Here is a 23,793-nt window from a genome sequence, read left to right on the forward strand (position 1 = left end):
GGGACCCCCGCGGGGTCGCCCAAGCCGTCGTCGTGTGCGGGTCGTCCGGGCCGTGCCGGGGCCGGAGGGCGCGCCGTTCACCAGTACTGCATCGGCACGGTGATGAGCTGGTCGACGGGGGCGTAGGCGTCGGTGAGCACCTGTCCGTCGCGGGCGAAGCGGGCGGTGCGCTCCTCGTCGGCGACACGGAGCATCTTCGTGCTGTCGTGGTGCTTGAGACGATCGGTGATCTCCACCTCGGGTACGGGCCGTTCGGACGCCACGACCAGGACGTTGCCCCCGGTGCTGCCGTCCAGGACGGTGTCGAACGTGATCGTGCTGACGTACGGGAACACCTCACGCACCGTGGCGACGGCGGCCCGGGCGAAGTCCCCCGGCGGGAAGTCGATGAGGTTGACGAGGTAGTAGCCGTCGGGCCGGGTCACCCGCTCGGCCTCCTCGACCACCTCCCGCGTCGTCAGGTGCCACGGCGGGCTGTGCGCGCCGAACGCGTCCTCGATGACCACGTCGTAGGAGTCGTCGGCCTGCTCCTGGAGCCCCATGCGGCCGTCGCCGGCCACCGCGCGCAGGTCCTCGTGCTCCCGGAAGCCGAGTTCGTCGCGGGCCACGTCGATCAGGCCGGCGTCGATCTCGTAGACGAGCTGGGAGCTACCCGGCCGGCTCGCGTCCAGGTAGTTGGGCAGGGACATGCCGCCGCCGCCGATATGGAAGGCGTCGAGGGGCTCGCCGGGGCGGAGGGTGTCGGCGGCTGCGGCGAGGCCCTGAACGTAGCCCATGTGCAGGTCCGCCGGGCGGTCGGGGTCCACGTAGCTGTGTTCCGACGTGTTCAGCTTGAGCACCACCGTGTCCGCGTTCTGCGGGCTCTGCTCCAGCCGCACGCAGTTGTACTCGGTCTCGATGTCGCAGACGGCGGGCCCGAGTGCGGTACCGCCCAGGGCGGCGGCGGCGAAGACTGCCGCAGCCACCGGGACGACGGCGCGGCGCCGGATCGCGAGGTCCGTCACCACGCCGCCCGCGACGAGCAGCAGCCCGACGCTCACCAGGATGGCGGTGTTGGTGAACTGCGCGACGAGCACGAACCCGGTCAGGAAGGTGGCCAGGACGGCGCCCAGGGTGCTGATCCCCGACAGCCGCCCGACGACCCGGCCGGTCCGCCCGAGGTCGTGGAGCTGGGTCTTGACGACCAGCGGCGTGATGGTGGAGAGGAGGAACGCGGGCAGGAAGCAGGCCGCCAGCGCCAGGACGATGACGGCGCCCGGGCTCGGTCCGTCGAGCGTCCGGCCCAGCCAGCGCACCGACGGCTGGACGAGCAGCGTCACCACGCCGCCGCCGATCAGCAGCACGCCGATCAGGGAGGCGGGTTGGCGCCGGTCCGCCAGCCGGCCACCGGTCCAGGCGCCGAGTGCGATGGCGGCCAGGGCGATGCCGATGACCGCGGAACTGACCTGGAGATTGATGCCGATGTACGGGGCGACCATCCGGATGGCCAGGGTTTCCAGGAGCAGTACCACCCCGGAGGAGCCGAAGGTCAGCACCACGGCGGCCCAGCCCGGCAATGTCCGACGCTGGGGCGGCGGGGAGGGAATTTCCTGCCCCGCCACCACTTCCTCGTGCAGTGATTGGGTCATCGTTACTCCGATTCGCTTTTCAGACGTACGACTCGGAGTCAACGTAAGATACTCGCCCGATTCCCGGTGACGACTACGTCAGGTCTGTTTCAGGAATTCGCGGCCGAAGTCGCGGACGTCAATTCCGGCGCCCCGCACCAGTAATTCACCGCTTTCCGCAGCGCCGGCGTGGTGCCTGCGTGGCCCGCCCAGGCGACGTATGCGTCCGGCCGTACGAGAACGGCCTCCGGCAGCTTCGTACGGCTCTCCGCGACCGCGCGGACGACCTCCACCCGACCGGGCCAGCCGCCCTCGGCGACGCCGCCGCAGAACGCCCCGCGCGACTGGTCGAGCAGGACGAAACGGCCGCCGCGGAACCGCTCGTACAGCCGCCCCGCCGGCGCGCCGTCCGGCGTGCGCAGGGGCGCGTCGGGCAGCCGGCGGCCGACGAGGGGGTGCGGGCGCCCGTCGGCGGTGCGCGGCGGTGGGTAGCGCAGCGTCAGCCCCGACAACTGCGCCGCGACGTGCGGCTGGAGGAATCCGAGCCCCAGCACGCGGGTGGCGAGCCCGCGCAGGAGCCGGGCGCCGGCGGACCGGGAGGTCTCGAAGGAGAACATGAGGTCGGTGCGTTTCAGCGTCGCCTCGGCGATCGGCCTGCGCTCCTGCTGGTACGTGTCCAGCAGGTGCGGCGGCGCCGTACCCGTCACCTGGGCCGCCAGCTTCCAGCCCAGGTTCATGGCGTCCTGGATTCCGGTCTGCAGGCCCAGGCCGCCGGAGGGGATGTGGGTGTGGGCCGCGTCCCCGGCGAGCAGCACGCGGCCGAGGCGGTAGCGGTCGCTGAGCCGCTGCTCGCTGCGGAAGCGGGACATCCACAGGGGCGAGTGCAGTCCGAAGTCCGTGCCCAGGATCGCGCGGCAGCTCGCCCGCAGCTCGTCCACCGTGACGGGCACGTCCACGGGGGTGCCCATCGTCTCGTGGTCGAGGGTGATGACGCGGAACGTGCCGTCGCCGAAGGGGAAGAAGACGACCATGCCGCGGCGGCCGGTGCGGGCGTACACCACGGGGTCGGGTGGCGTGCTCACCCGGACGTCGGCGATCGTCAGCGAGCAGTCGTAGGCCGAGCCGCGGAACGAGATGCCGGCGAGCCCCCGGACGGTGCTGTGCACGCCGTCGCAGCCCACGACGTAGTCGACCCGCATCGTGCGCGGTCCCGCCGGGCCGTCGAGTTCGGCTGTCACGCCGCCGGCGTCCTGCCGCAGCCCCGTCAGGACCGTACCGCGTTCGATGACCGCGCCGGCCTCGCCGGCCCAGCGCGCCAGCCCGGCCTCCGTGCGGTTCTGCGGGATGACCAAGATGTACGGGAACGGGCTATCGATGCCGCTGTGATCCACCCACCGCTTGCCGTCGCCCAGCGCGGAGTGCGCCCAGGGCAGGCCCAGGCGTACGAACTCCTCGGCCCGCCCGCGCAGATCGAGCAGCTCCAGGGTGCGCGGCAGCAGGCCGAACGCGCGCGAACGCGGCGAGGGCTCGGGCCGTTTGTCGACCACGTGGCAGGCGACGCCCGCCGCGGACAGCTCGGCCGCCAGGGTCAGACCCGTCGGCCCCGCCCCGACGACGAGAACGGACGGAGGCGTGTGGATCGGCGTCATGGCGCTCAGCGTAGGCACGGCCGGAGTCGCTCGCCGCGATCCGGAAAGGCACCGGAAAGACCGCTGTTCAGCCGGTCCGGTAGGTGTACATACGATCGGCGTCGATGCGCGCGTACGCGGCCGGAGCGCCCCACTCCAGCCACGAGTCCCCGTAGACCTCCAGGCAGTACGCGCGGAAGTCCGCCTCGGCCGGGTCGGAGACGTCGATCTCGTGCGCCCGGCCGTGAACGATCACCGCGAACTGCTCGCCGCGCAGCAGGACGGCGCTCACCTGGGGGCGCTTGCGCAGATGGCGGAAGCGTACGGAGTCGTGGGCGGAGCCGAACCAGAAGCGCCCACGGAAGAAGAGCCCGTCAACGGGCGCGACGCGGGGCTCGCCCGCCGCCGTGACGGTGGAGAGCGCCAACACCTGCACGCCGGTGAGTAACTCGGAGAGCTGCCGGGCGGTCATGCGATGCTCCGGTTTCATGATCGACAGCAAGTGGCTGCCCGCACTCGCGAAGCTCCGGTCGCCGAGGTCGTCGAGGTACGCCAGATCGGCTTCGGTCTCATGCATAAGCGGTCAAACTGCCCGACGCCCCGCGCGCTCGTCAAGTTCTGTCGGAGAGCTTGCCTCCCGGAAGGAGCGGGGCCCCGAGGTGGTCCATCCTGCGAAGGATGCAGGCGAGACACCCACGAGAAGGTTGGTGAGCCATGCGGATGCAAATCGACCGGGAGAGGTGTGTGGGCAGCGGGGCGTGCACCTTGCAGGCGCCCGGCGTCTTCGACCAGAGCGACGAGGACGGGTTGGTCGTGCTGCTCGAACCGGTGCCCGGACCCGCGGACCGCGCGGAGGCGCTCGCGGCGGTGGGCACGTGCCCCGCCGAGGCCATCTCCGTCGAGGGGGACCAATGACCGTCACCGCCACCCGCCCCGCTCCCCGGCTTCCCGGCCCGCCCCGCGTCCCGCTGTTGGGCTGGCGGTGGCGCGGCCTCAGCCTGCTCCGCGACCCCGCGACGCATCTGCAGGGGCTCTACGACAGGCACGGCCCCATCTCCGCCTGGGACCCCGACCGGCCGAAGCACGTCTTCGCGTTCGGCCCCGAATACCTGCGGGCGCTCTTCGCCGAGCCGCAGGTGTTCATCTCGGACGCCTTCCGCGAGGTCAAGATGCCCGAGGGGTCCGCGTTCCGGCGGCTGAGCAGCGGGCTGCTGCGGCTGAACGGGCCGGAGCACCGCAAGCACCGCAAGCTGATGCAGCCGGCGTTCACCGCGCGCCGTATCCAGGTGCACCGTGAGGCCATCGTGGAGCTCACGGAGCGGGAGCTGGCCGGCTGGCGGGCGGGTGAGACGCGGCGGCTGGACCGCGACTTCTTCCGGCTGATCATGTCCATCGCGGTGCGGACCATCTTCGACGTCACCGAGCGGGTGGAGATCGAGCAGTTGCAGGGGCTGGTCACCCGGCTGCTGAAGGTGGCGGCTGCCCCGGGCACGCTGCTCCTGCCGTACGACCTGCCGGGGTCCCCCTACCGCTCCGCGCTGCGCATCTCGGAGCAGATCGACGGCACGCTGCGCGCGCTCATCCGCGAGCGCCGGTCCACCGCGGCCGGGCGCGACGACATCCTGTCCGCGATGATCAGCGCGGAGGACGAGGACGGTTCCCGGCTGACGGAGGACGAGCTGATCGGCGAGGCGTACACGAGCTTCTGCCACGACAGCAGTTCCGCCGGACTGGCCTGGACGATGTTCCTGCTCGACCAGCACCCGGAGATCCTCGACGCGGTGACGGACGAGGTCCGCACCGTGCTGGGATCCGGCCCGCCCGACGCCGCGTCGCTGCCACGGCTGCAGCTCCTCGACCGCGTCGTCACGGAGGCCCTGCGGCTGCTGCCGCCGGCCGCGTTCGCCATCCGCTACGCCGACCGGGCGGCCCCGCTGGGCGAGTACGAACTGCCCGAGGGCGCCGCGGTGTTCTTCAGCTCGTACGTCACGCACCGCATCCCCGAGCTGTACCCCCGGCCCACGGTCTTCGACCCTTCGCGGTGGGAGTCCGTCAAGCGCCCCGTCTACGAGTACGTGCCGTTCGGCGCGGGGCCGCACCACTGCATCGGGCGGCACTTCGCCTTCTTCGAGATGAAGATCATCCTGGCGATGCTGCTGCAGCGCTTCCGGCCCTCGCTCGTGCCCGGGTCCCGGGTCGACCGGGCCCAGCGCATCTCGCTCGTGCCGAGCCACGGGCTGCCGATGGTGCTCCACCGCAGCGGGACGTCGCTGCCGGCACCGCGGGTCAAGGGCAACATCCACCGGTCGGTCAGCCTCTCCTGACCCCCCGTCCGCCCCCGCCCGCCGCCCGCCGCTGTCCGGGCGGCGGCGCGGAACGCGGCCCCGGACACCCGTGCGGGCGGGTCCGGGGCCGCGTTCCGCGCCGTGCGTACCGCGCTCAGACAGTGGCGGCGGGGCGCTCGCGGATGTCGGCCGGCGCCCGGCCCAGCCGCGGCCGCAGCGCCTGCGCGGGGCATTCGACGACGTAGTACGACAGGGTGGCGGCCACGAAGGTCCCGGCCGCGACCACCCCGAGCACGACGGCGAACGACCCCGTGCCGAACTCGTCCTCCGTCACCTTGAAGTAGCCCTCCAGGAAGGCGAGGTGCCACAGGAACAGGCCGTAGGAGATCCGGCCGAGCCAGCGCACCGCCGGGGCGGACAGCACGGGCGCGCGCCAGCCGCCCAGCGCGCAGGGCGCGACGAGCAGCACCGCACAGACCAGGTAGAGAAGCTGCTCGGCGACCGCCTCCGCGGCCGACGGATAGGAGATGTCGACGGGGCCGGTCAGCGGCGTGCAGGCCAGCGCGAACGCCGCCGCCGCGCCCGCCCAGAACAGGCCCGGCCGGTCGCCGGCCAGCCGCACCGCGGCGGGCGGCCGGAGGGGGTCGGCCTCGGTGCGGGCGAGCAGCACCGCCAGCGCCATGCCGCCCGCGAAGAAGCCGGCGTACTCGGGCAGCCAGAGGTGCGCCGGCGGGTAGTCGCCCGCGGACGGCAGGTGCGTGAGGACCGCCGAGCCGACGCCGACCGCCGCGAGCACCGTGAGCCCCGCCGTCTGCCGGCGCGCGCGGGCCGCCGGTCCGGCCGCGCCGCGGCCGAGCCGGGCGAGACCCGCCGCCAGCAGCGGCAGCAGCAGGTAGAAGGCGACCTCGGCGCTCAGGCTCCAGGTCTGCCCGATGCCCAGCGGCAGCACGTCGCGCTCGTACACGTGCAGCAGCAGCACCGGCCGGACCACCTCCCACGCGCCCGTCACCGTGTCGCGATTGAACACCGCGAGGCAGACGACGAGTGCCACCCAGTAGGCGGGCAGCACCCGCAGCCCGCGGCGCCAGAGGTAGTGGCGCGCCGAGGGCCGGCCGGCGTCCCGCAGCGACGCGACCGCGAACGGCCGGTAGAGCAGGAAGCCGGAGAGCACGAAGAAGATCGGTACGCCGATATCCCCCCGGCTGGCGACGTTGGCGAGGATCCCCGGCTCCGGCTGCAGGGTGGCCCCCGTGTAGATCGCCACGTGGTAAACGATCACGGCTATGGCCGCCAGCGCGCGCATCCCCTCCAGGGCGGGAAAGTAACGCGGGGAGGCCGTCCCGGCCCGCACCCCCGAATACATCATGGCTCACCTCATTCAACAGACGTGAAGTTCTCCGAGATTCGCCCGCCGGGAGGGCCGCAGGGCCGGTTCTTTTGGAGTCCTGACAGAGTCCGACCGGTACGCGGCGACCGCCGCCAACAATTTGCGCATCGGCCCGTCCGCATTGAATGAGGGATTCCGCGATTCCGCCCGGCGGCGAACGGCGGCCGGAACGGTTTCCCTCTTTCCGGATCCCCGCCGGTATCCCGCAGTTTCCTGACAGGAACAGCAGGAGCGCCAGGTAAGCAACCTACGGTCGTTCCCGTCGGAATTCTTCCGACGAAGGGGGAAGTCTGAGATGGATTCCACCAGGGGTACGCGAACCGTCCGCGACGTCATCCGGGCCCGGTGCGAAGCCCGGCCGGAGGCGCTCGCCGCGGTCTTCCCCGCCCAGCCGGCCGCGGGCCTGGCCGCACCGGTGAGCTTCACCCGAGGGTCGCTCGACCGCGCGGCGCGCGCGCTGGCCGCGCGGCTCGACCGCAGCGTGCGGGGCCGGCCCGTCGTGCTGCTCCTGCCCCCCGGGCCCACCTACCTCAAGGCGTTCCTCGCCTGCGTCTACGCCGGGGTGCCGGCCGTGCCGGTCTACCCGCCGGCTCCCGGCGGCCGGCCGGGCGACCTGGCCCGGGTGCGGGCCGTACTCGACCGGCTCCCCGACGCCGTCCTGCTCACCGAGCCGCCGCTGCGGGAGTCCCTGCGCGCGCTGCTCGACGGGGAGCGGACCGACGCGCCGCCGCGGCGGTTCCTCGGCACCGACGCGCCCCTGAGCACCGCCGACGGCTGGCGACCGCCGCCCCTCGGTCCGGAGGATGTGCTGTTCCTGCAGTTCACCTCCGGCTCGACCGGCGACCCCAAGGCCGCCGTCGTCACGCACGCCGCCCTGCTCGCCAACGTGGCCGCCATCACCGAGCGGTTCGGCCTCGACCGTTCGAGCACCGCGGTCCTGTGGCTGCCGCCGTACCACGACATGGGGCTCGTCGGCGGGCTGCTCACCCCACTCCTCACCGGCTTCCCCATCCACCTGCTCGCCCCCCAGACCTTCCTCGCCGACCCGCTCGCGTGGCTGCGGCTCTGCTCCGAGACCGGCGCCACCCACACCGGGGCACCCGACTTCGGCTACGCGCTGACCGCCCGCCGGGCCCGCGAGGCCGGCCTGCGCGCGGACGCCCTCGACCTGTCGTCGCTGCGGGTGGCGTTCTGCGGCGCCGAACCGGTGCGGTCCCAGACCCTCGCCGCGTTCGCCGAGACGTTCGCCCCGGCCGGTTTCCGCTCGGCAAGCTTCCTGCCCTGCTACGGGCTGGCCGAGAACACGCTCATCGTCACCGGCGGCCGTCCGGGCGCCGGCGCCCGGGTGCTGCATCTGGACGCGGACGCCCTCGCCGCCGGGCGCGCGGTGCCCGCGCCGCCGGGCGTACGCGCCGTCGACCTCGTCTCCGCCGGGCCGCCGGTCGCGGACACCCGGATCCTGGTGGCCGACCCCGCCACCGGTGCGCCGCGCGAACCGGGAGAGGTCGGCGAGGTGTTCGTCCGCTCCGGCAGCGTCGCGGCCGGATACCACGAGAGCCCGGAGGCGACCCGCGCCACGTTCGGGCTGACGGTGGCCGGCACGGGCGACGGCTGGCTGCGCACCGGGGACCTGGGCTTCCTGAGCGCGGACGGCGAGCTCGTGCCGGTGGGCCGGATCAAGGACGTCATCGTCGTACGCGGCCGCACCGTGCACCCGCAGGACCTGGAGCTGACGGCACAGCAGGCCCATCCCGCGGTCCGGCCCGGCTGCGTCGCGGCCGTGGCCGTCCCCGGGGACGACGGCGGCGAGGAGGTCCTCGTCATCGCCGAGCTGCGCGGCGGCCATGCTGACGACGCGGGTACGGCGGCGGAGACCGCCGCGGCGATCCGCAAGGCCGTGGCGGGCGGCCACTCGGTGCCGGTGCACGCCGTCCACCTCATCCGGCCCTCGACGCTGCCGAAGACCTCCAGCGGCAAGGTGCAGCGGTCTGCGGCGCGCGCGGCACACCTTCGAGGGACGCTCGACTCGGTCCTGTGCGACACGGACGCGGCGCCGACGGCGGCCCGTGCCGGCGGCGAGGGGCACGAGGGCGGCCCCGCCACCGGCGGGGCCCCCGCCCTGACGGCCCGGCAGCAGCTCGCCGAGCAGTTCGCCGGGACGCTCATCGCGCACGTCGGCGGCGACGGTACGACCCGGGACCTCGACTCGCTGGCCGCGGCCCGGCTCGTCGCCGTGATCGCCGACGTGTTCCAGGTCGCCGTGCCCATCGAGCCCGTGCTCGCCGGCGTGGACGCGGCCCGGCTCGCGGAGCTGATCGGCAGCGCTCCCCCGGCCCCGGCCGGCCCCGGGACCGGCGCGCGGTCCGGGCCCGCGGAGAGCCCCGCCACGCCCCGGCAGCAGGCGCTGTGCCTGCTGCAGGAGGTCGACGCCGCGACACCCGGTCTCGTCCTGGGCACCGCCTTCGCGCTGCCCGACGGCACCACGGTCGCGGACGCCGGCCGCGCCGTCCTGGAGTTGACGGACCGTCACGAGGCACTGCGCACCCGGCTGGTGCGGCGCGGCGAGGGCTGGGTGAAGGTCGTGGACCCGCCCGGCGCCGCGACCGCGCGGGAGGACGGCGAGCCGCCGGAGTGCCGGAGCTTCACCGTGACCAGGCTCGCCGCCGACGCCGTACCGGACACGGCGCGGCTGGCCGAGGTGCTGCGCGAGCGCTGCCGGCGCGTGCCCGACCTCACCGCCGGCCCGCTGTTCCACGTCGAGGCGGTGCTGGCCGACGGGCACGCCGCGCACCTCGTGGTCCGGCTCCATCACGCGATAGCCGACCTCTGGTCGACAGGTGTCCTGGCCGCTGAGATGACCGCACTCCTCAGCGGCCGGGGCCTGCCACCCGCGACGCCTCCGGCCGCGGCGGACACCGCCGCCGGCTTGCGGCACCTGGAGCGGACGTGGCAGGAATGGGCGGACGCGTACGAGCAGACGCCGCCGCTGCAGTTGCCGCCCGCGCCGGAGGGCGCCACCGGCGGCGGCACCACCGCGGCCGGCGGTACGGCCGGCGCCCCCCCGGCCGACGGTACGCCCGCCCGGGAGACCGTGCACGCGGCGCTCGCCCTCGGCGCCCGGCGGACCATCGCGCTCCGCGCGCTCGCCGACCGCTGCGGCACCACCCTCTACGCGACGCTGCTGGCCGTGCAGGCCGTCGTCCTGGCCCGGCTGACCGGCGCGGACCGGGTCCCGGTCGCGGTCCCCCTGCACGGCCGCTCCGCCGCCACCTTCCACGCCGTCGACTACCTCGTCTCGACCGTGCCCGTCCCGGTGGACACCGCCACGGGCACCGTCGCCGAGATGGTCGCGCGCACCTCCGAGCAGGTGCGCTCCGCGCTGGCGCGGCGCACCGTCGGCTACCCCGAGCTGGTCGCCCACTCCGCCGCCGTCCACGGCCCCGCGGTGCCCGCGCCCGACGCCGCCCTGCTGCTCCAGCAGGACACCCCCGGGGCGCCCGCCGGCCTGGCCGGCGCGCTACTCGGAACCGGCGGCCTCCCCCTCGGCAACCACCGGGTGCCGGTCGCCGTGCCCCTGCCGAGCGTCGGTCCTTTCGGGCTCGCCTCCCTGCTCTGGGAAGAGGCCGGCGCCGGCGGGGGCACGGAGCTGACCGGCCGGGTCGAGGTCGATCCCGGACGCCACCCGGCGTGGCTGGCGGCGCGGTTCGCCGACGCCTTCCTCGCCGTCGCCGACGCCCTCGCCGAGGACGCCGGGCGCCCCGTCGCGGAGGTCACCGCGGTCCGCGGCGCGGCGGCGGAGCGGCTGCGGCGCTGGTCCGTCTCGCCCGTCGGGGCGGCCGGCGAGGACACCCTGCACGGGCTCGTCGCAGCCGCGGTGCGCCGGCACCCGCGGCGCCCGGCGGTGGTCGACCGGGACGGCACGCTGACCTACGCCGAACTGGACCTGCGATCGGGCGCCGTTGCCGCCGGCCTCCGCCGCGCCGGCGCGGGTCCCGGCAGCACGGTCGGCGTCCTGCTGCCCCGCGGCAAGGACCTCCCCGCCGCCCTGCTCGGCGTGCTGCGGGCCGGGGCCGCGTACGTGCCGTTCGACACCTCCGCGCCGCCGGCCCGGCTGGCGGCCGTGCTGGAGGACGCCGGCTGCCGCTGTGTGCTCACCTCGGCCGCCTTCGCCGCGGTCGACCGCGGCCTGCCCGTCCGCACGCTGGTGCTGGAGCGGCTGGATCCCGTCGAGACGCCCCCGCCCGACCCGGGCAGCACTCCGGACGACCCCGCCTACGTGCTGTTCACCTCCGGCTCCACGGGCCGCCCCAAGGGCGTCGTGATCCCACACCGGGGGGCGGCGAACCTGATCGGCTGGGCGGGCGGCGTCTTCACCCCGGCGGAGCTGGCCATGACGCTCGCGGTCACCCCGGCCACGTTCGACCTGTCGGTGTTCGAGATGTTCGTCCCACTGGCGCACGGCGGTTCGGTCATCATGCTCGGCTCGGCGCTCGACCTGGCCGATACGCCCCCGCACGCCGCCGGGGCCACCCTCCTCAACACCGTGCCCTCCGCCGTCGCCGGGCTGTTGGAGCAGGGGGCGCTGCCTGCCGGGCTGCGGGTGGTCAACATGGCCGGGGAGCCGCTGCCGGCCGAGCTGACCCGTGCCGTGCACCGCGCCGTCCCCGGCGTCCGGGTCTTCAACCTGTACGGGCCGAGCGAGACCACCACGTACTCGACCTACGCCGAACTCGGCCCCGGCACCGTCGAACCGGTGCCGATCGGGCGTCCCGTCGGCGGCACCTCTCTGGCTGTCGTCGACGCCGCGCTGCGGCCCGTGCCGCCCGGCGGCACCGGCGAGCTGCTCATCAGCGGTGCCGGCGCGGCTCTCGGCTACGCGGGCCGGGCCGGCATGACCGCCGCCCGCTTCCTGCCCGACCCGCACGCGCCGGGCGAGCGCCGCTACCGCACCGGCGACCTGGTGCGCTGGCGGCCGGACGGGCAGCTCGAGTTCGTCGGCCGCACGGACCACCAGGTGAAGGTGCGCGGCTTCCGTATCGAGCTCGGCGACGTGGAGCAGGCGCTGCGCGCCGTGGAGCCCGGCCGGGACGTCGCCGTGATGGCGGTCGGCGAGGGGCGCGCGCGGCGCCTCGCCGCCTACCTCGCGCCGCCCTGGCCCGGGGACGCCGACCAGGCGGAGCAGTTGCGCGGCGTGCGCAGCCGGCTGGCGCGCGAGCTGCCCGGCTACATGATCCCGACCGAGTACGCGGTGCTCGACCAGCTCCCCCGCAACCGGCACGCCAAGCTCGACCGCGCGAAGCTGCTGGCGACGCCGATGCTCCAGCTCGTCAGCGGCGCGCGGGTGGCGCCGCGGACCGACACGGAACGCAGGATCGCCGACTGCTGGGCCGCGGTGCTCGGCGGCGATCCCGGCGCCGTGGGCGTGACCGACTCCTTCCTCGACGCGGGCGGCCACTCCCTGCTGCTGGCCCGCCTCGCCCACCTGCTCGGCAAGGAGTTCGAGGTGGACGTGCCGCTGGCCGAGCTCTGGCACCGCCCCACCGTCGCCGAACAGGCGGAGCTGCTGGCCGCCGCCGGGCTGCCCGCCGCCGCGCCTGCCCCGCTGCCCCGACTCGACCGCAGCCGGTTCAGAGTCTCCTCCCGCTGACGCCCGACCCTCCCGCCGACGCACTGGAGCGCCTCGTGACCGAACGGATCTCCCCCGACGCCCATCTGTTCCCCGCCTCCCCCGGTCAGCAACGGCTGTGGTTCCTGGACCGGATGAGCCCCGCCGCCGGCCGGGCGTACACGCTCGCGGTCCGTATCGACCTGCGCGGCGAACTGCGCCGCACCGCCCTGCAGACGGCGCTGAACGCGGTGGTGGCCCGGCACGAGGCCCTGCGCACGGGACTGCGGCAGGTCGACGGCCGCCTCACCCAGGTCGTCCTGCCCGGGGTGCTGGCCGCCCTGCCGCTGGCCGACCTCACCTCGTACGGGCCGGACCGGCACGCCGAGCGCGACCTGCTGCGCCGCCGGGAGGCGCAGCGCGGCTGGAACCTGGCGCAGCCGCCGCTGCTGCGGGCACTGCTCATCCGCCTCGAACCGGACCACCACGAGCTGGTGCTCTGCGTGCACCACGCCGTCTGCGACGGCCTCTCGCTGCAGGTCGTGCTGCGCGAGCTGCTGGCCCACTACGCCGGCGCGAAGCCGGCCGGCGAGGCTCCGCCGCAGTTCGCGGACTACGTCATGTGGTCCGCCGGCGAGGGGACCGGGCCCGGGCAGGCTCAGGGCCACGCGGCGGCACGGGAGTTCTGGACCGGCGCACTGCGCGGCGCGCCGCTGGTCCTGGACCTGCCCACCGACCACCGGCGGCCGGCCGTGCAGTCGTACGCCGGCGGCCGGGTGCCCGTGCGGGTGGACGCCGTGTTCGCGGACCGGCTGCGCCGCTGGTCGGCCGCGCGGGGGGCCACACTGTTCAGCACGCTGCTCACCGCCTACGCGGTGGTGCTGGCCCGCACCGCGGGGACCGACGACCTGCTCGTGGGCCTCCCGGTGGGCAACCGGGCGCACGCCGAACTCGACGGCACGGTGGGGTACCTCGCCAACACCTGCCCGATCAGGGTGGACCTGCGCGCCGGCCCCTCCTTCGAGGAGGCCGTGGCGCAGACGCACGCCGCGCTCGGCGGGGTGCTGAAGCACTCCGTGCTGCCGTTCGGGGAGCTGGTGGAGATGCTGTCCCCGCCGCGCAGCCCCGACAGGTCCCCGGTGTTCCAGGCCATGTTCGGGCTCCAGCAGGACGTGCGGCGCGACTACGCGCTGCCGTCGCTGCGCGCCGAGGTGGCGGACGTGGACTGCGGCTCGTCGCGGGTGGACCTGTCGCTCTTCCTCTTCGAGGAGCGGGCGGGCGAGGTGAGCGGGTTCCTGGAGTACGCCACCGCGCTGTTCGAGCGGCCGACGGTCGCGGGTCTCGCCGAGCGGTTCCGGGCCGTGCTGGGCCGGCTGCCGGAGGAGGCCGCGACCGCCGTGTCCACCGTGCCGCTGACCACCGCCGCCGAGGAGTACGGCGACGGCCGGGCCGGACGGCTCGACGGCGGCGCGCTCGCCGGGGGACGGCCCCCGGTGTGGGAGCAGATCCGCCGGGTGGCGGCGCGGACGCCCGCCGCCGCCGCCGTGGCCGACGGCACCGGCACGGTCAGCTACCGCGAACTGGTCCGCCGGGTGGCCGCGGTGAGCTCCGCCCTGCGCGCCGCGGGCGCCCGGCCGGGCGACCACGTGGCGGTGCACACCGAGCGCGACGCGCGCGCCGTGGTGGCGATGCTCGCCTGCTGGGACGCGGAGTGCGTCTACGTGCCCGTCGACCCGGCCGCCCCAGATGACCGTCGCCGCGCCATCCTCGACGGCGCCGCCCCCGCCGTCGTGCTGTGCACGGACCCGGACCGGGTGCCGGACGGCCACCGCTCGCGCGCGCTGGCGGTCGGCCGGGACGCCGCCGGAACGGCACCCGGCCCGGAGTCCGGCCCGGCCACGGCGGAGCCGGCCGGGGGCGGCGGCCCGCGGTCCCGGGACGCGGCGTACGTGATGTTCACCTCGGGCTCCACCGGACGGCCCAAGGGGGTCGTCGTCGGCCACGACCGCCTCAGCGACTTCCTCGGGGCGGTCGGCAAGCGGATCGGGCTGGGCGCCGGCGACCGGCTGCTCGCCCTCACCACGGTCTCGTTCGACATCTCCCTGCTGGAGCTGCTCGGCCCGCTGGTCGCCGGCGGCACCGTCGTCGTCGCCCCGGCGGGCGTGCAGCAGGATGCCGCGGACCTGGCCGAGCGGCTCGCCGACCCGGCCGTCACCGTGGCCCAGGCGACGCCCGCCGGCTGGCGGCTGGCCGCGGCGGGGGGCTGGCGGCCCCGGCCGGGACTGACCGTACTCTGCGGCGGCGAGGCGCTGCCGGAGGACCTGGGCGACCTGCTCTCCGAGGGGCCGGTCAGGGCGTACAACCTCTACGGCCCGACGGAGACGACGATCTGGTCCTGCGCGGCGCGGCTGCACCCCGCTGAGCGCGTCACCATCGGCGAGCCGCTGCCCGGCACCCACGTCGTCGTGGCCGACGGCGCCATGCGGCCCGTGCCGCGCGGGGTCTGCGGCGAACTGCTCGTCGGCGGCGCCGGGGTGGCCCTCGGCTACCTCGGCGACCCGGCGCGCACGGCCGCCCGCTTCCTGCCCGACCCCGTCCGGCCCGGCGAGCGGCTGTACCGCACCGGCGACCTGGTGCGGCAACGCGCCGACGGCGCCCTGGAGTTCGTCGGCCGGGCCGACGACCAGGTAAAGGTCCGCGGGAACCGCGTCGAGCTGGGCGAGATCGAGCAGGCCCTGCGCGCGCTGGACGGCGTCGCGGACGCCGCCGCGACGGTGCGCGACGCGCCCGGCGGCACCCGGCTCGCCGGCTACCTCGTGGCCGACGGCGGAGCGCTCGACGACGCGGACGCCGCCGCCGGGCTGCGGCGGGCGCTCGCCCGGACGCTGCCCCCGGCGCTGCTGCCGTCCGAACTGTACGAGGTGGACGCCATCCCGCTGAACCCCAGTGGCAAGACCGACCGCCGGGCGCTCGCCGGCACCGGACGACCGCTCGCCGGCGCCGCGGAGCAGGTGGCGCCCCGTACGCCCGCGGAGCGCGCGGTCGCCGCGCTGTGGTGCGAGCTGCTGGACATGCCCGACGTCGGCGTCCACGACGACTTCTTCCTGCTGGGCGGCCACTCCGCACTCGCGGCCACCCTGCTGCAGCGCGCCGAGCGGGAGCTGGGGGCCCGGGTGCCGGTGGCCGAGTTCTTCATGGAGCCGACCGTCGCCCGGATCGCCTCCGCCCGCGCCGGCGCCGCCCTCGTGCCCGCCCCCGCCGCGGAGGCCCCCGCCGAGAACACCGCCGAGAACACCGCGGCCGAACCCGCGGACGGCTGGGACTTCCCCACCGTGCACCGATCGCCCACCCGCCCCGGCGGAGCGCACCGCTCCCGCCCCGTGTCCCAGGAGGTCCCCTCGTGACCCGCCGGCAGAGCAACAAGGCGTTCGCGGCAGCACTCGACCGCGTGCTCACCGAGCGCGACGCCGAATCCGCCACCGCACTCTCCGCCGAGCAGCGCAGGCTGTGGCTGCTCGGCTCGATGGGGGCCGGTTCCTGGGCCACCGTCACCGGCCGCTACCGGATCCCGCCGGAGCTCGAACAGACCCGGCTGCAGCAGCGGCTGAGCCGGCTGACGGCGGAGCACGAGGCGCTGCGCAGCGTCTTCGTCGAGGTGGCCGGCCGACCCGTGCGGCTGGTGCTGCCGCGCGGCGACGTCGCCCTGCGCGTCGTCGACACCCCACGGTCGCCCGGGGAGCTGGTCGAGCACCTGACGGAGGAGGAGTTCTCTCTCGGCCAGGGGCCGCTGTTACGCGCCCTGCTGCTGCGCGGCGTGGACGGCGGAACGGACGAACTGGTGCTGGCCGGCCACCGGCTGGTGCTCGACGAGACCTCCTGCGACTTGCTTGCCGAGGCGCTCGTCCGCCCCGACGACGCGGACGCCGAGGCCGTGTCCGGCATGCCGACGGCCGCGCCGACGACGACGCTGACCGAGGTGCTGCAGGCCGAGATGGACCGGCTCGCCGCGCCGGACGTCCGCGAGGAGGCCGACCGGCGGGCGCGGCTGCTGGACCGCCCGGCCGCGTCCGCAGTCCCCGGCTACCGCGCCAGGCCGCCGGTCAAGGTGAACGCGACCGCCTCGCTGACCGTGCCGCTGCGCCGGCCGGTCGCGGAGCGGGCCGCCCGCACCGGCGACTGGACGGCCGCGGTCGTCGCCGCCTGGCTGGTCGTGCTGATGCGCTCGCAGGCCAGCGGCTCCGCCCAGTGCGGCGTGCGCGTGCCCCGCCCCGCGGCGACGGCCGGCGTCGTCGGCCCGCTCGACCCGCTGCGCGTCGTGCGCGTCGACGGCGCCGACAGGGTGCCGCTCCCCCGGCTGGTGGCCGATGTCGCGGAGCGGCTCGCCGGGTCCCCGGACGAGCCCCCGTTCGCGTACCTGCTGGAGGTCCGCCCGCCGCGCCGCGACGTCAGCCGTACCCCCTACGTGCAGACCGTGGTGCGGGCCGTCGACGCCCGCGGCACCCGCGCCGTGCCCGCCCAGGCGGGCGGCACCGAGTACGACCTGGAGCTGACGGCGCGGCTGGAGGACACCGGTGCGCGGCTGCAGCTCTCGTACGACTCGGGGGTCCACGACGAGCCGCGCGTCCGCGGCCTCGCCGCCCAGTTCGAGGCCGTGCTCGACGCCCTGGCGCCGGACTCCCCGGTGCCCACGGCCACCCCGGCGACGACGCGGCTGCTGCCGGAGGGCGACGACCGGGCCGCCGTGGCGGCGGGCCACGGCAACGACGCCACGCGGGAGCCCGGTTCGCTCACGGACCTCGTCGCCCGGCAGGCGCGGGCCACCCCCGAGGCGGTCGCCCTGCGGCAGGGGGACGCCACGCTCGCGTACGGGCCGCTGTGGGCGGACGCACTGCGCCTGGCCGGTGAGCTGGCCACCCGCGGCGTCCGTCCCGGGGACCGGGTGGCGGTCCGGCTGTCCCGCGGCCCGGGGGCCGTCACCGCCCTGCTGGCCGTGCTGGCCGCGGGCGGCGTGTACGTCCCCGTCGACACGGCCTACCCCGAGGAGCGCGTGCGCTACATGCTCGGCGACTGCCGCCCCGCTCTGCTGGTCACCGAGTCGTCCGCCGCGGGTGCGCCGCAGGGCGCGGGCGTCCCCGTGCTGCTGCTCGACGAGCTGCCCCCCGCCGGCTCCGGCGCCGCGCCGCTGCCCGGTCCCGTGCCGCTGGCCGGCGACGCGCCCGCGTACCTGATCTACACCTCGGGGAGCACCGGGCGGCCCAAGGGGGTCGTCGTGCGCCACACCAGCGTCGTCAACAACATCGGGTGGCGGCAGGCGAACTGGCCGATCGGGTCGTCCGACCGGGTGCTGCACAACCACAGTTTCAGCTTCGACCCCTCCGTCTGGGCCGTCTTCTGGCCGCTGTCGACCGGCGCGGCCGTCGTCCTGGCCGACGAAGAGCAGATGGCCGACCCGGCCGAGCTGCTGACGTGCGTCCGCGAAGGGGAGGTCACGCTGCTCGGCGGGGTGCCGTCGCTCCTCAGCCTGCTGGTGGACCACCCCTCCGCGGGGCTGTGCACGTCGGTGCGCACCGTGCTCAGCGGCGCCGAACCGCTCACCGAGCCGCTGCTGGAGCGCATGGGCAAGGTGTGGTCCGCCGAGGTGGCCAACCTGTACGGGCCGACCGAGGCGACGATCGACGCTACCGGTCACCCCGTCGCCACCGGGCGGCAGGCCACCGTGCCCGTGCCCATCGGCCGGGCCGTCGACAACACCGAGGTCCACGTCGTCGACGCGGAGCTGCGGCCGGTGCCCGAGGGCGTTCCCGGCGAGATCGTCGTCGGCGGCGCGGGGCTCGCCCTCGGCTACCACGGCCGGCCCGCACTGACGGCCGCCCGGTTCGTGCCGAACCCGTTCACCGGGTCCGGCGCCCGGCTCTACCGCACGGGCGACCTCGGCCGCCGGCTCCCCGACGGGACCGTGCAGTTCCTCGGCCGGCTCGACGACCAGGTCAAGGTCCGCGGGCACCGGGTGGAGGTCGGCGAGGTGGAGGCAGTCCTCGCCGGGCTGGACGAGGTGCGGGCCGCCGTCGTCGTCGCCCTGGACGCCGGTACCGAAGGCGCGCGGCTCACCGCCGCCTTCGTGCCCGCCGACCCCGCCGCGGGCACCGACGGGGTGCACGCGGCGCTGGCGGACGCGCTGCCGCGGCACCTCGTACCCGACCGGCTGCTCGCCCTGCCGGAGCTGCCGCGCACGCCCAGCGGCAAGACCGACCGCCAGGAGGCGGCCCGGCTCCTCGCCCGCGCCGACGCCCCGGACGGGGACACGCGCCGCACGCCGCCACGCAGCGAGCTGGAGCGCGCCGTAGCCGAGTCCTTCGCGCAGGTGCTGTACGCGGGGACCGCCGCGCCCGAACCCGACGTGCACGCCGACTTCTTCGCCGCGGGCGGCAACTCCGTGCTGCTCGCCCGGCTCGCGACGATCCTCACCGAGCGGCACGGGGTGGACGTGCCGCTGCACGAGTTCTTCCGCACGCCGACCGTCGCCGGCGTCGCCGAGACCATCGAGGTCTACCGGCGGGACGGCCTGTCGGGCGTGCTGGGCCGCCGGCACGCCGCCACGCTGGAGGCGGACGGGGACCTGGACGCGGACATCACCCCGGCCGGGCTGCCGGAGGCCGACTGGGAGCACCCGTCCCGGGTCCTGCTGACCGGGGCGACCGGCTACCTCGGCGTCCACGTCCTCGCCGAGCTGTTGCGGGGCACGGACGCGGAGGTCGTCTGCCTGTGCCGGGGCGAGAGCCCCGAGGACGCGCTCGGCCGCGTCAAGCGGACGATGGCCCAGTACGAGGTGGACTGCGCCGCCGAGCTCCACCGGGTGACCTGCCTGACCGGCGACCTGGGACTGCCGCGGCTGGGGCTGACCGAGGAGCAGTGGGCCGACCTGGCCGAGAGCGTGGACGTCATCCACCACAGCGGCGCCATGGTCAACTTCGTCTACCCGTACTCCGCCCTGAAGGCGCCCAACGTGGGCGGCACGCAGGAGGTCCTGCGGCTGGCCTGCGAGCGGCGGCTCAAGGCCGTCCACCACATCTCCACGATCGACACCCTGCTGGCGACGCACTCGCCGCGCCCGTTCCTGGAGGACGACGCCCCGCTGCGCTCCGCGGTCGGGGTGCCCGCCGGCTACACCGGCAGCAAGTGGGTCGCCGAGAAGGTCGTCGACGTCGCCCGCAGGCGCGGCGTCCCCGTCACGGTGTTCCGCCCGGGCCTGATCCTCGGCCACACCCGCAACGGGGCCACACAGAGCATCGACTACCTGCTCGTCGCGCTGCGCGGCTTCCTGCCGATGCGGATACTCCCCGAGTACCCGCGGATCTTCGACATCGTCCCGGTGGACTATGTGGCGTCCGCGGTCGTCCACATCGCCGGGCGGCGCGACGCCCTCGGCGGCTTCTACCACCTGTTCAACCCGGCCCCCGTGTCGCTGGCCACCTTCTGCGACTGGATCCGAAGCTACGGCTACGAGTTCGACACCGTCCCCTTCGAGGAGGGCCGGCGCCGGGCGCTGGCGGTCGGCCCCGGCCACCTGCTCTACCCGCTCGTCCCGCTCATCAAGGACGCGGAGGCCGAGCCGCACCGCGCGCTCGACCCGCGGTACCTGGCGGAGGTCCGGCCGGAGCTGGAGTGCGCCCGGACCCTGAGCATGCTCGACGGCAGCGGCATCGCCTGCCCGCCCACGTCGGAGGCGGACGCCCACCTGGTCCTCGACTACCTCGTGCGCACCGGCTTCATGGCCGGGCCGGAGGACGTGGTGCCGGAGCCGCCGCTCGTGAGCGCACGGGAGTCGTCGTGAAGCGGCCGGAGTACGTCGAGCGCGTCGCCACGGTGCCGTTCCGGCTGCCGCGGCCGTCCGACCTGCCCAACACGGTGGACCGGGTCGTGGCCGCGGACGCGGAGCGGGCGGCGACGATCCAGGCACTGCTCTACCCCGCGGCGCCGGACGGCGCCGGCCGCGAGGCCGCGGTCCTGCTGGAGCGGGTGGCGTACGCCCGGGCGGAGCTGGGCCCCGCGCCCGGCGAGCCCGTGGGCCCCGACCCGGGGGAGTCGCCGGCCAACCGCGACAACGACCTGGCCTTCGGGATCGTACGCACCCGGGGACCGGCGGGCGCGCTGCTGCAGGACGCGGTGCTGGCCTCGCTCGCCGGCGTGCTGGAAATGGCCGTCGCGCACGGCTCGGACGTGGACAAGCCGGCCTGGGACCTGCTCAACGGCGGTTTCGAGGCCCTGATCGGCTGGCTCGCCCGCCCGCGCCAGGCGCCGGTGCGCCACCGCGCGGCGCACCCTGGTGCGCTGCACCGGCAGCAGCCGGATGACGCGCTGCGCCGCTGGGTGCGCGGCCACCACGTGTTCATGACCTTCTGCCAGGGGGCGACCGTGATGATGTCGTGCCTGCAGCACAGCGCCGAGCTGGGCGCGCTGGAGGACGCGGCGGCGGCGGCAGCGGCGGCCGTGGCGCTGATGGAGGGCTCGCACGGCGCGCTGCTCTACGCCGGCGACGCGCGGCGCACCCAGTACCGCGAGGAGATCCGGCCGACCCTGATGCCGCCCGTGGCGCCGCCCAAGATGAGCGGCCTGCACTGGCGGGATCACGAGGCGCTGGTCGCGGCCATCACGGCGGCCCGCCCCGCGTGGAGCGTGCTGGCCGGGTTCCGCCCCGACCTGCTCGACGAGTACCGCACCGCGCTGGACGCGGCCTACCGGGCGCACCGGGACGTCTGCGAGCAGTTCGTGGGCGACCGGTCGCCGAGCCTGCTCGCCACCAAGGGCTCCTCCCGCTATGCCACCGACGTCCTCGGCCAGTTCCGGCGCATCCGGCTGAGGTCGCTGCCCGACACGGGAGAAGCGCGAGAAGGGGACGCCCGATGAGGAACCAGGTGAGGAAGGCGGCCGGCGCCGGGACGGCGCTCGGGCGGCTGCTCCGCTACGGCCCCGCCGTCGCCGCCGGCGCCGCGGCTGCGCAGGGACTGCGCGGACTCGGCACGCCCCGACCGCGCTCCGCGGGCGCCCCCGAGGCGGCGTTCTCGGCGCAGCGGGCCATGCGCCACGTGTGCCGGGTGGCCGCCCGGCCGCACCCGGTCGGGTCGCCGGCGGCGGACGACGTCCGCGCGTACCTGCTGGCGGAGCTGAAGGAACTGGGTTTCGAGACCGAAGTGCAGGAGGCGGTCAGCCGCGCCGACCTCGGCCCCACCCCGTACGGGCCGCGCTACCGCGCCGCCGCCCGGGTGCGCAACGTGATCGGCCGGCTCCCCGGCACCGTCGGGGGCGCGGCCGTACTGCTGATGACCCACTACGACTCCGTGCCGCAGGGGCCGGGCGCCAGCGACGCGGGCGTGCCGGTGGCGGCGCTGCTGGAGGCGCTGCGCGCCTTCCTGCCGGCCCCGGAGCCGCTCAACGACCTGCTCGTCGTTTTCACCGACGGCGAAGAGGCGGGCACCCTCGGCGGGCGCGCGTTCTTCGACGAGCACCCGCTCGCCGCGACGGTGCGCGTCGTCCTCAACTTCGAGGCGCGCGGCACGGACGGCCCGGTGCTGATGTTCGAGTCCGGGCACGGCAACGGCCCGCTGGTCGACGCGCTGGCGCGGACCGGGGTGCCGGTGGTGGCCAGCTCGCTGTTCGACGCCGTCTACCGGCGCATGGACAACGCCACGGACTTCTCGCACGCCAAGGAGCGCGGCCTGCCCGGACTGAACTTCGCCCACGTCGGCGGCTTCGCCCGCTACCACGGCCCGCACGACGACGTGCGGCACGTCGACCCGGCCGCGCTGCAGCAGCACGGCGAGCTGGCCCTCGGCCTGCTGCGGGAGCTGGCGTCGGCGGACCTCGCGCGGCTCGGCGGCTCGGACGCGGTGTTCTTCCCCGCGGGGCGGGGCCGGCTGGCCCGGGTGCCCGCCGGCGCCGTGTGGCCGGCGACCGCGGCGGCGCTGCTGCTCTGGGCGGGCGGGACGCGCCGCGCCGGCCGCCGCGGCGCGTTCACCCCGGGGAGCTGGGGTCGCGCCACCGCCGCCGGCCTGCTGCGGCTGGCGGCCGGGGCGGCCGGCACCACGGCGCTGGTGGCCGGGATGGGCGCGCGCGCCCCCGAGTTCCGCCGGCACGGCGACTTCCACGACCCCGCCGGCGTCTACGCGGCCGTCGCGGGCCTGGCCGGCGCGGTGGTGCTGGCCGCCGGCGCGGAGACAGGCACGGCGGTCGAGCGGACCGCCGGCGCCACGGCGCCGCTGGTGCTGGCCTCCGCGGCGCTGGCCGCGACGCTGCCAGGCGGCAGCTACGTCGCCGTCGTCCCGCTGCTCGGCGGGGCGGCCGGGCTGTGGCTGCTCGACACGGGCACCGACCGGCCCCGGCCGGTGCGGCACGCCGTCGGCGCCGCCGCGGCGGCGGCCCCGGCGGCGGCGCTCCTCGTCCCGCTCTCGCGGCTGCTCTTCCACGGCCTCACGCCCCGGATGGCCGGCACCTCGGCCGTGGTGCTGCAGCTCTGCGGGGAGCTGGCGGCGCCCGCGATCGCCGCCCTCCCCCGGCCCGCGCGCCGGGCCCTGGCGGCGGGCGGGCTGGCGACCGCGGCCGGGGTGGCGGCGCACCGGCTCGCCCGACGGCCGCCCGACGCGCCGGAACCGCCGGCGACGCTTAGTTACCTGCTCGCCCCCGACGACGGCCGGGCGCTGTGGATCAGCAGCGACCGGGCCGTGAGCGGCGCCACCCGGCCCGCGCTGGGCGACCGGCCGGAGCGCGGCCGGCTGGAGGCGTACTTCCCGGGCTGGCAGCGGGACTTCCTGCACGCCCCGGCGCCCGTGCTGGACCTCCCCGCGCCCGAGCTGACGGTCCTGGGCGAGGAGCCGGGGGACGCCGGCCGGCGCCTGGTGCGGCTGCGGCTGCGCAGCCCCCGGGGCGCCCGCGTCATCTCCCTCGCCGCTCCCGACGATCAGGTGCGGCGCTGGCGGGTCGCGGACGGCGCGTTCACCGAGCCCGACGACACCGCGGGTGAGGGCGGCTGGGAGCTGTGGCTGCACGCGGTGCCGGCGGCCGGCGAGGAGGTCGTCCTCGAACTGCCCACCACGCCCGTACGGCTGCGCCTGCTCGACCGCGAGGACGGGCTGCCGCCCGAGCTGGACCCGCCGGCGCTCAGCCCCGCGGCGGCCCTCGACGTCGACATCTGGGGCAACGCCGCCCTGACGGCCCGCACCGTGACCGTCCCCACATCCGGCCCCGCACCCGAACCCGGAACCGCGTCCGACGAAGGAGGTGACTGACC

The 23,793-nt window shown here is 75.9% G+C and carries 11 protein-coding genes; 7 read left to right on the forward strand and 4 right to left on the reverse strand.

Annotated features, from left to right (window positions below; genetic code table 11):
* Positions 1–77: 77 nt before the first annotated feature.
* The 3 genes from T328_RS10460 to T328_RS10470 form a co-directional block, all read right to left on the reverse strand.
* On the reverse strand, positions 78–1,628 hold the full coding sequence (locus tag T328_RS10460) for a fused MFS/spermidine synthase (protein WP_496495659.1): 1,551 nt from the start codon (positions 1,626–1,628) through the stop codon (positions 78–80).
* Between the two features lie 89 nt (positions 1,629–1,717).
* Positions 1,718–3,256 carry an FAD-dependent monooxygenase gene (locus tag T328_RS10465; protein WP_496495660.1) on the reverse strand — a complete coding sequence of 513 codons (1,539 nt, stop codon included), beginning with the start codon at positions 3,254–3,256 and terminating at the stop codon, positions 1,718–1,720.
* 67 nt (positions 3,257–3,323) lie between these two features.
* The gene (locus T328_RS10470; RefSeq protein ID WP_496495661.1) at positions 3,324–3,812 is read right to left on the reverse strand and encodes a pyridoxamine 5'-phosphate oxidase family protein; all 489 of its coding nucleotides are present in this window, start codon (positions 3,810–3,812) and stop codon (positions 3,324–3,326) included.
* Positions 3,813–3,949: 137 nt separating this feature from the next.
* On the opposite strand from T328_RS10470, the gene T328_RS10475 reads away from it, so the two are divergent.
* Positions 3,950–4,150, forward strand: a complete 201-nt coding sequence (locus T328_RS10475; protein ID WP_496495662.1) for a ferredoxin — start codon at positions 3,950–3,952, stop codon at positions 4,148–4,150.
* Positions 4,147–5,559, forward strand: coding sequence for a cytochrome P450 (locus T328_RS10480; protein ID WP_496495663.1), 1,413 nt, complete (start codon positions 4,147–4,149; stop codon positions 5,557–5,559). Before T328_RS10475 ends, T328_RS10480 begins: the two co-directional genes overlap by 4 nt.
* 115 nt (positions 5,560–5,674) lie before the next feature.
* Here T328_RS10480 and T328_RS10485 read toward each other — a convergent pair whose 3' ends face one another.
* Positions 5,675–6,886 (reverse strand): acyltransferase family protein, encoded by a 1,212-nt coding sequence (locus tag T328_RS10485; RefSeq protein WP_496495664.1) that lies wholly within the window; start codon positions 6,884–6,886, stop codon positions 5,675–5,677.
* 316 nt (positions 6,887–7,202) lie between these two features.
* Here T328_RS10485 and T328_RS10490 point away from each other — a divergent pair, with 316 nt between their 5' ends.
* Genes T328_RS10490 through T328_RS10510 form a run of 5 tightly spaced genes read left to right on the forward strand, consistent with a single transcriptional unit; the run spans position 7,203 to position 23,791 of the window.
* Positions 7,203–12,554, forward strand: coding sequence for an amino acid adenylation domain-containing protein (locus tag T328_RS10490; RefSeq protein WP_496495665.1), 5,352 nt, complete (start codon positions 7,203–7,205; stop codon positions 12,552–12,554).
* 35 nt (positions 12,555–12,589) lie between these two features.
* The gene (locus tag T328_RS10495) at positions 12,590–15,916 is read left to right on the forward strand and encodes a non-ribosomal peptide synthetase (RefSeq protein ID WP_496495666.1); all 3,327 of its coding nucleotides are present in this window, start codon (positions 12,590–12,592) and stop codon (positions 15,914–15,916) included.
* On the forward strand, positions 15,913–20,343 hold the full coding sequence (locus tag T328_RS10500) for a non-ribosomal peptide synthetase (RefSeq protein ID WP_496495667.1): 4,431 nt from the start codon (positions 15,913–15,915) through the stop codon (positions 20,341–20,343). Before T328_RS10495 ends, T328_RS10500 begins: the two co-directional genes overlap by 4 nt.
* Positions 20,340–21,416, forward strand: a complete 1,077-nt coding sequence (locus tag T328_RS10505; RefSeq protein WP_496495668.1) for a 3-methyl-L-tyrosine peroxygenase-related protein — start codon at positions 20,340–20,342, stop codon at positions 21,414–21,416. The genes T328_RS10500 and T328_RS10505 overlap by 4 nt, the downstream gene beginning before the upstream one ends.
* Entirely contained in the window at positions 21,413–23,791 is a 2,379-nt protein-coding gene (locus tag T328_RS10510) for a M28 family peptidase (RefSeq protein WP_496495669.1), read from the forward strand. The genes T328_RS10505 and T328_RS10510 overlap by 4 nt, the downstream gene beginning before the upstream one ends.
* Positions 23,792–23,793: the final 2 nt, after the last annotated feature.

Source organism: Streptomyces sp. CNX435, assembly GCF_059570575.1.

Coding starts and splice junctions, on each gene's coding strand:
- T328_RS10485 (WP_496495664.1), bottom strand. CDS start 6,886: ATGATGTATTCGGGGGTGCGGGCCGGGACGGCCTCCCCGCGTTACTTT.
- T328_RS10510 (WP_496495669.1), top strand. CDS start 21,413: ATGAGGAACCAGGTGAGGAAGGCGGCCGGCGCCGGGACGGCGCTCGGG.
- T328_RS10465 (WP_496495660.1), bottom strand. CDS start 3,256: ATGACGCCGATCCACACGCCTCCGTCCGTTCTCGTCGTCGGGGCGGGG.
- T328_RS10480 (WP_496495663.1), top strand. CDS start 4,147: ATGACCGTCACCGCCACCCGCCCCGCTCCCCGGCTTCCCGGCCCGCCC.
- T328_RS10490 (WP_496495665.1), top strand. CDS start 7,203: ATGGATTCCACCAGGGGTACGCGAACCGTCCGCGACGTCATCCGGGCC.
- T328_RS10475 (WP_496495662.1), top strand. CDS start 3,950: ATGCGGATGCAAATCGACCGGGAGAGGTGTGTGGGCAGCGGGGCGTGC.
- T328_RS10470 (WP_496495661.1), bottom strand. CDS start 3,812: ATGCATGAGACCGAAGCCGATCTGGCGTACCTCGACGACCTCGGCGAC.
- T328_RS10460 (WP_496495659.1), bottom strand. CDS start 1,628: ATGACCCAATCACTGCACGAGGAAGTGGTGGCGGGGCAGGAAATTCCC.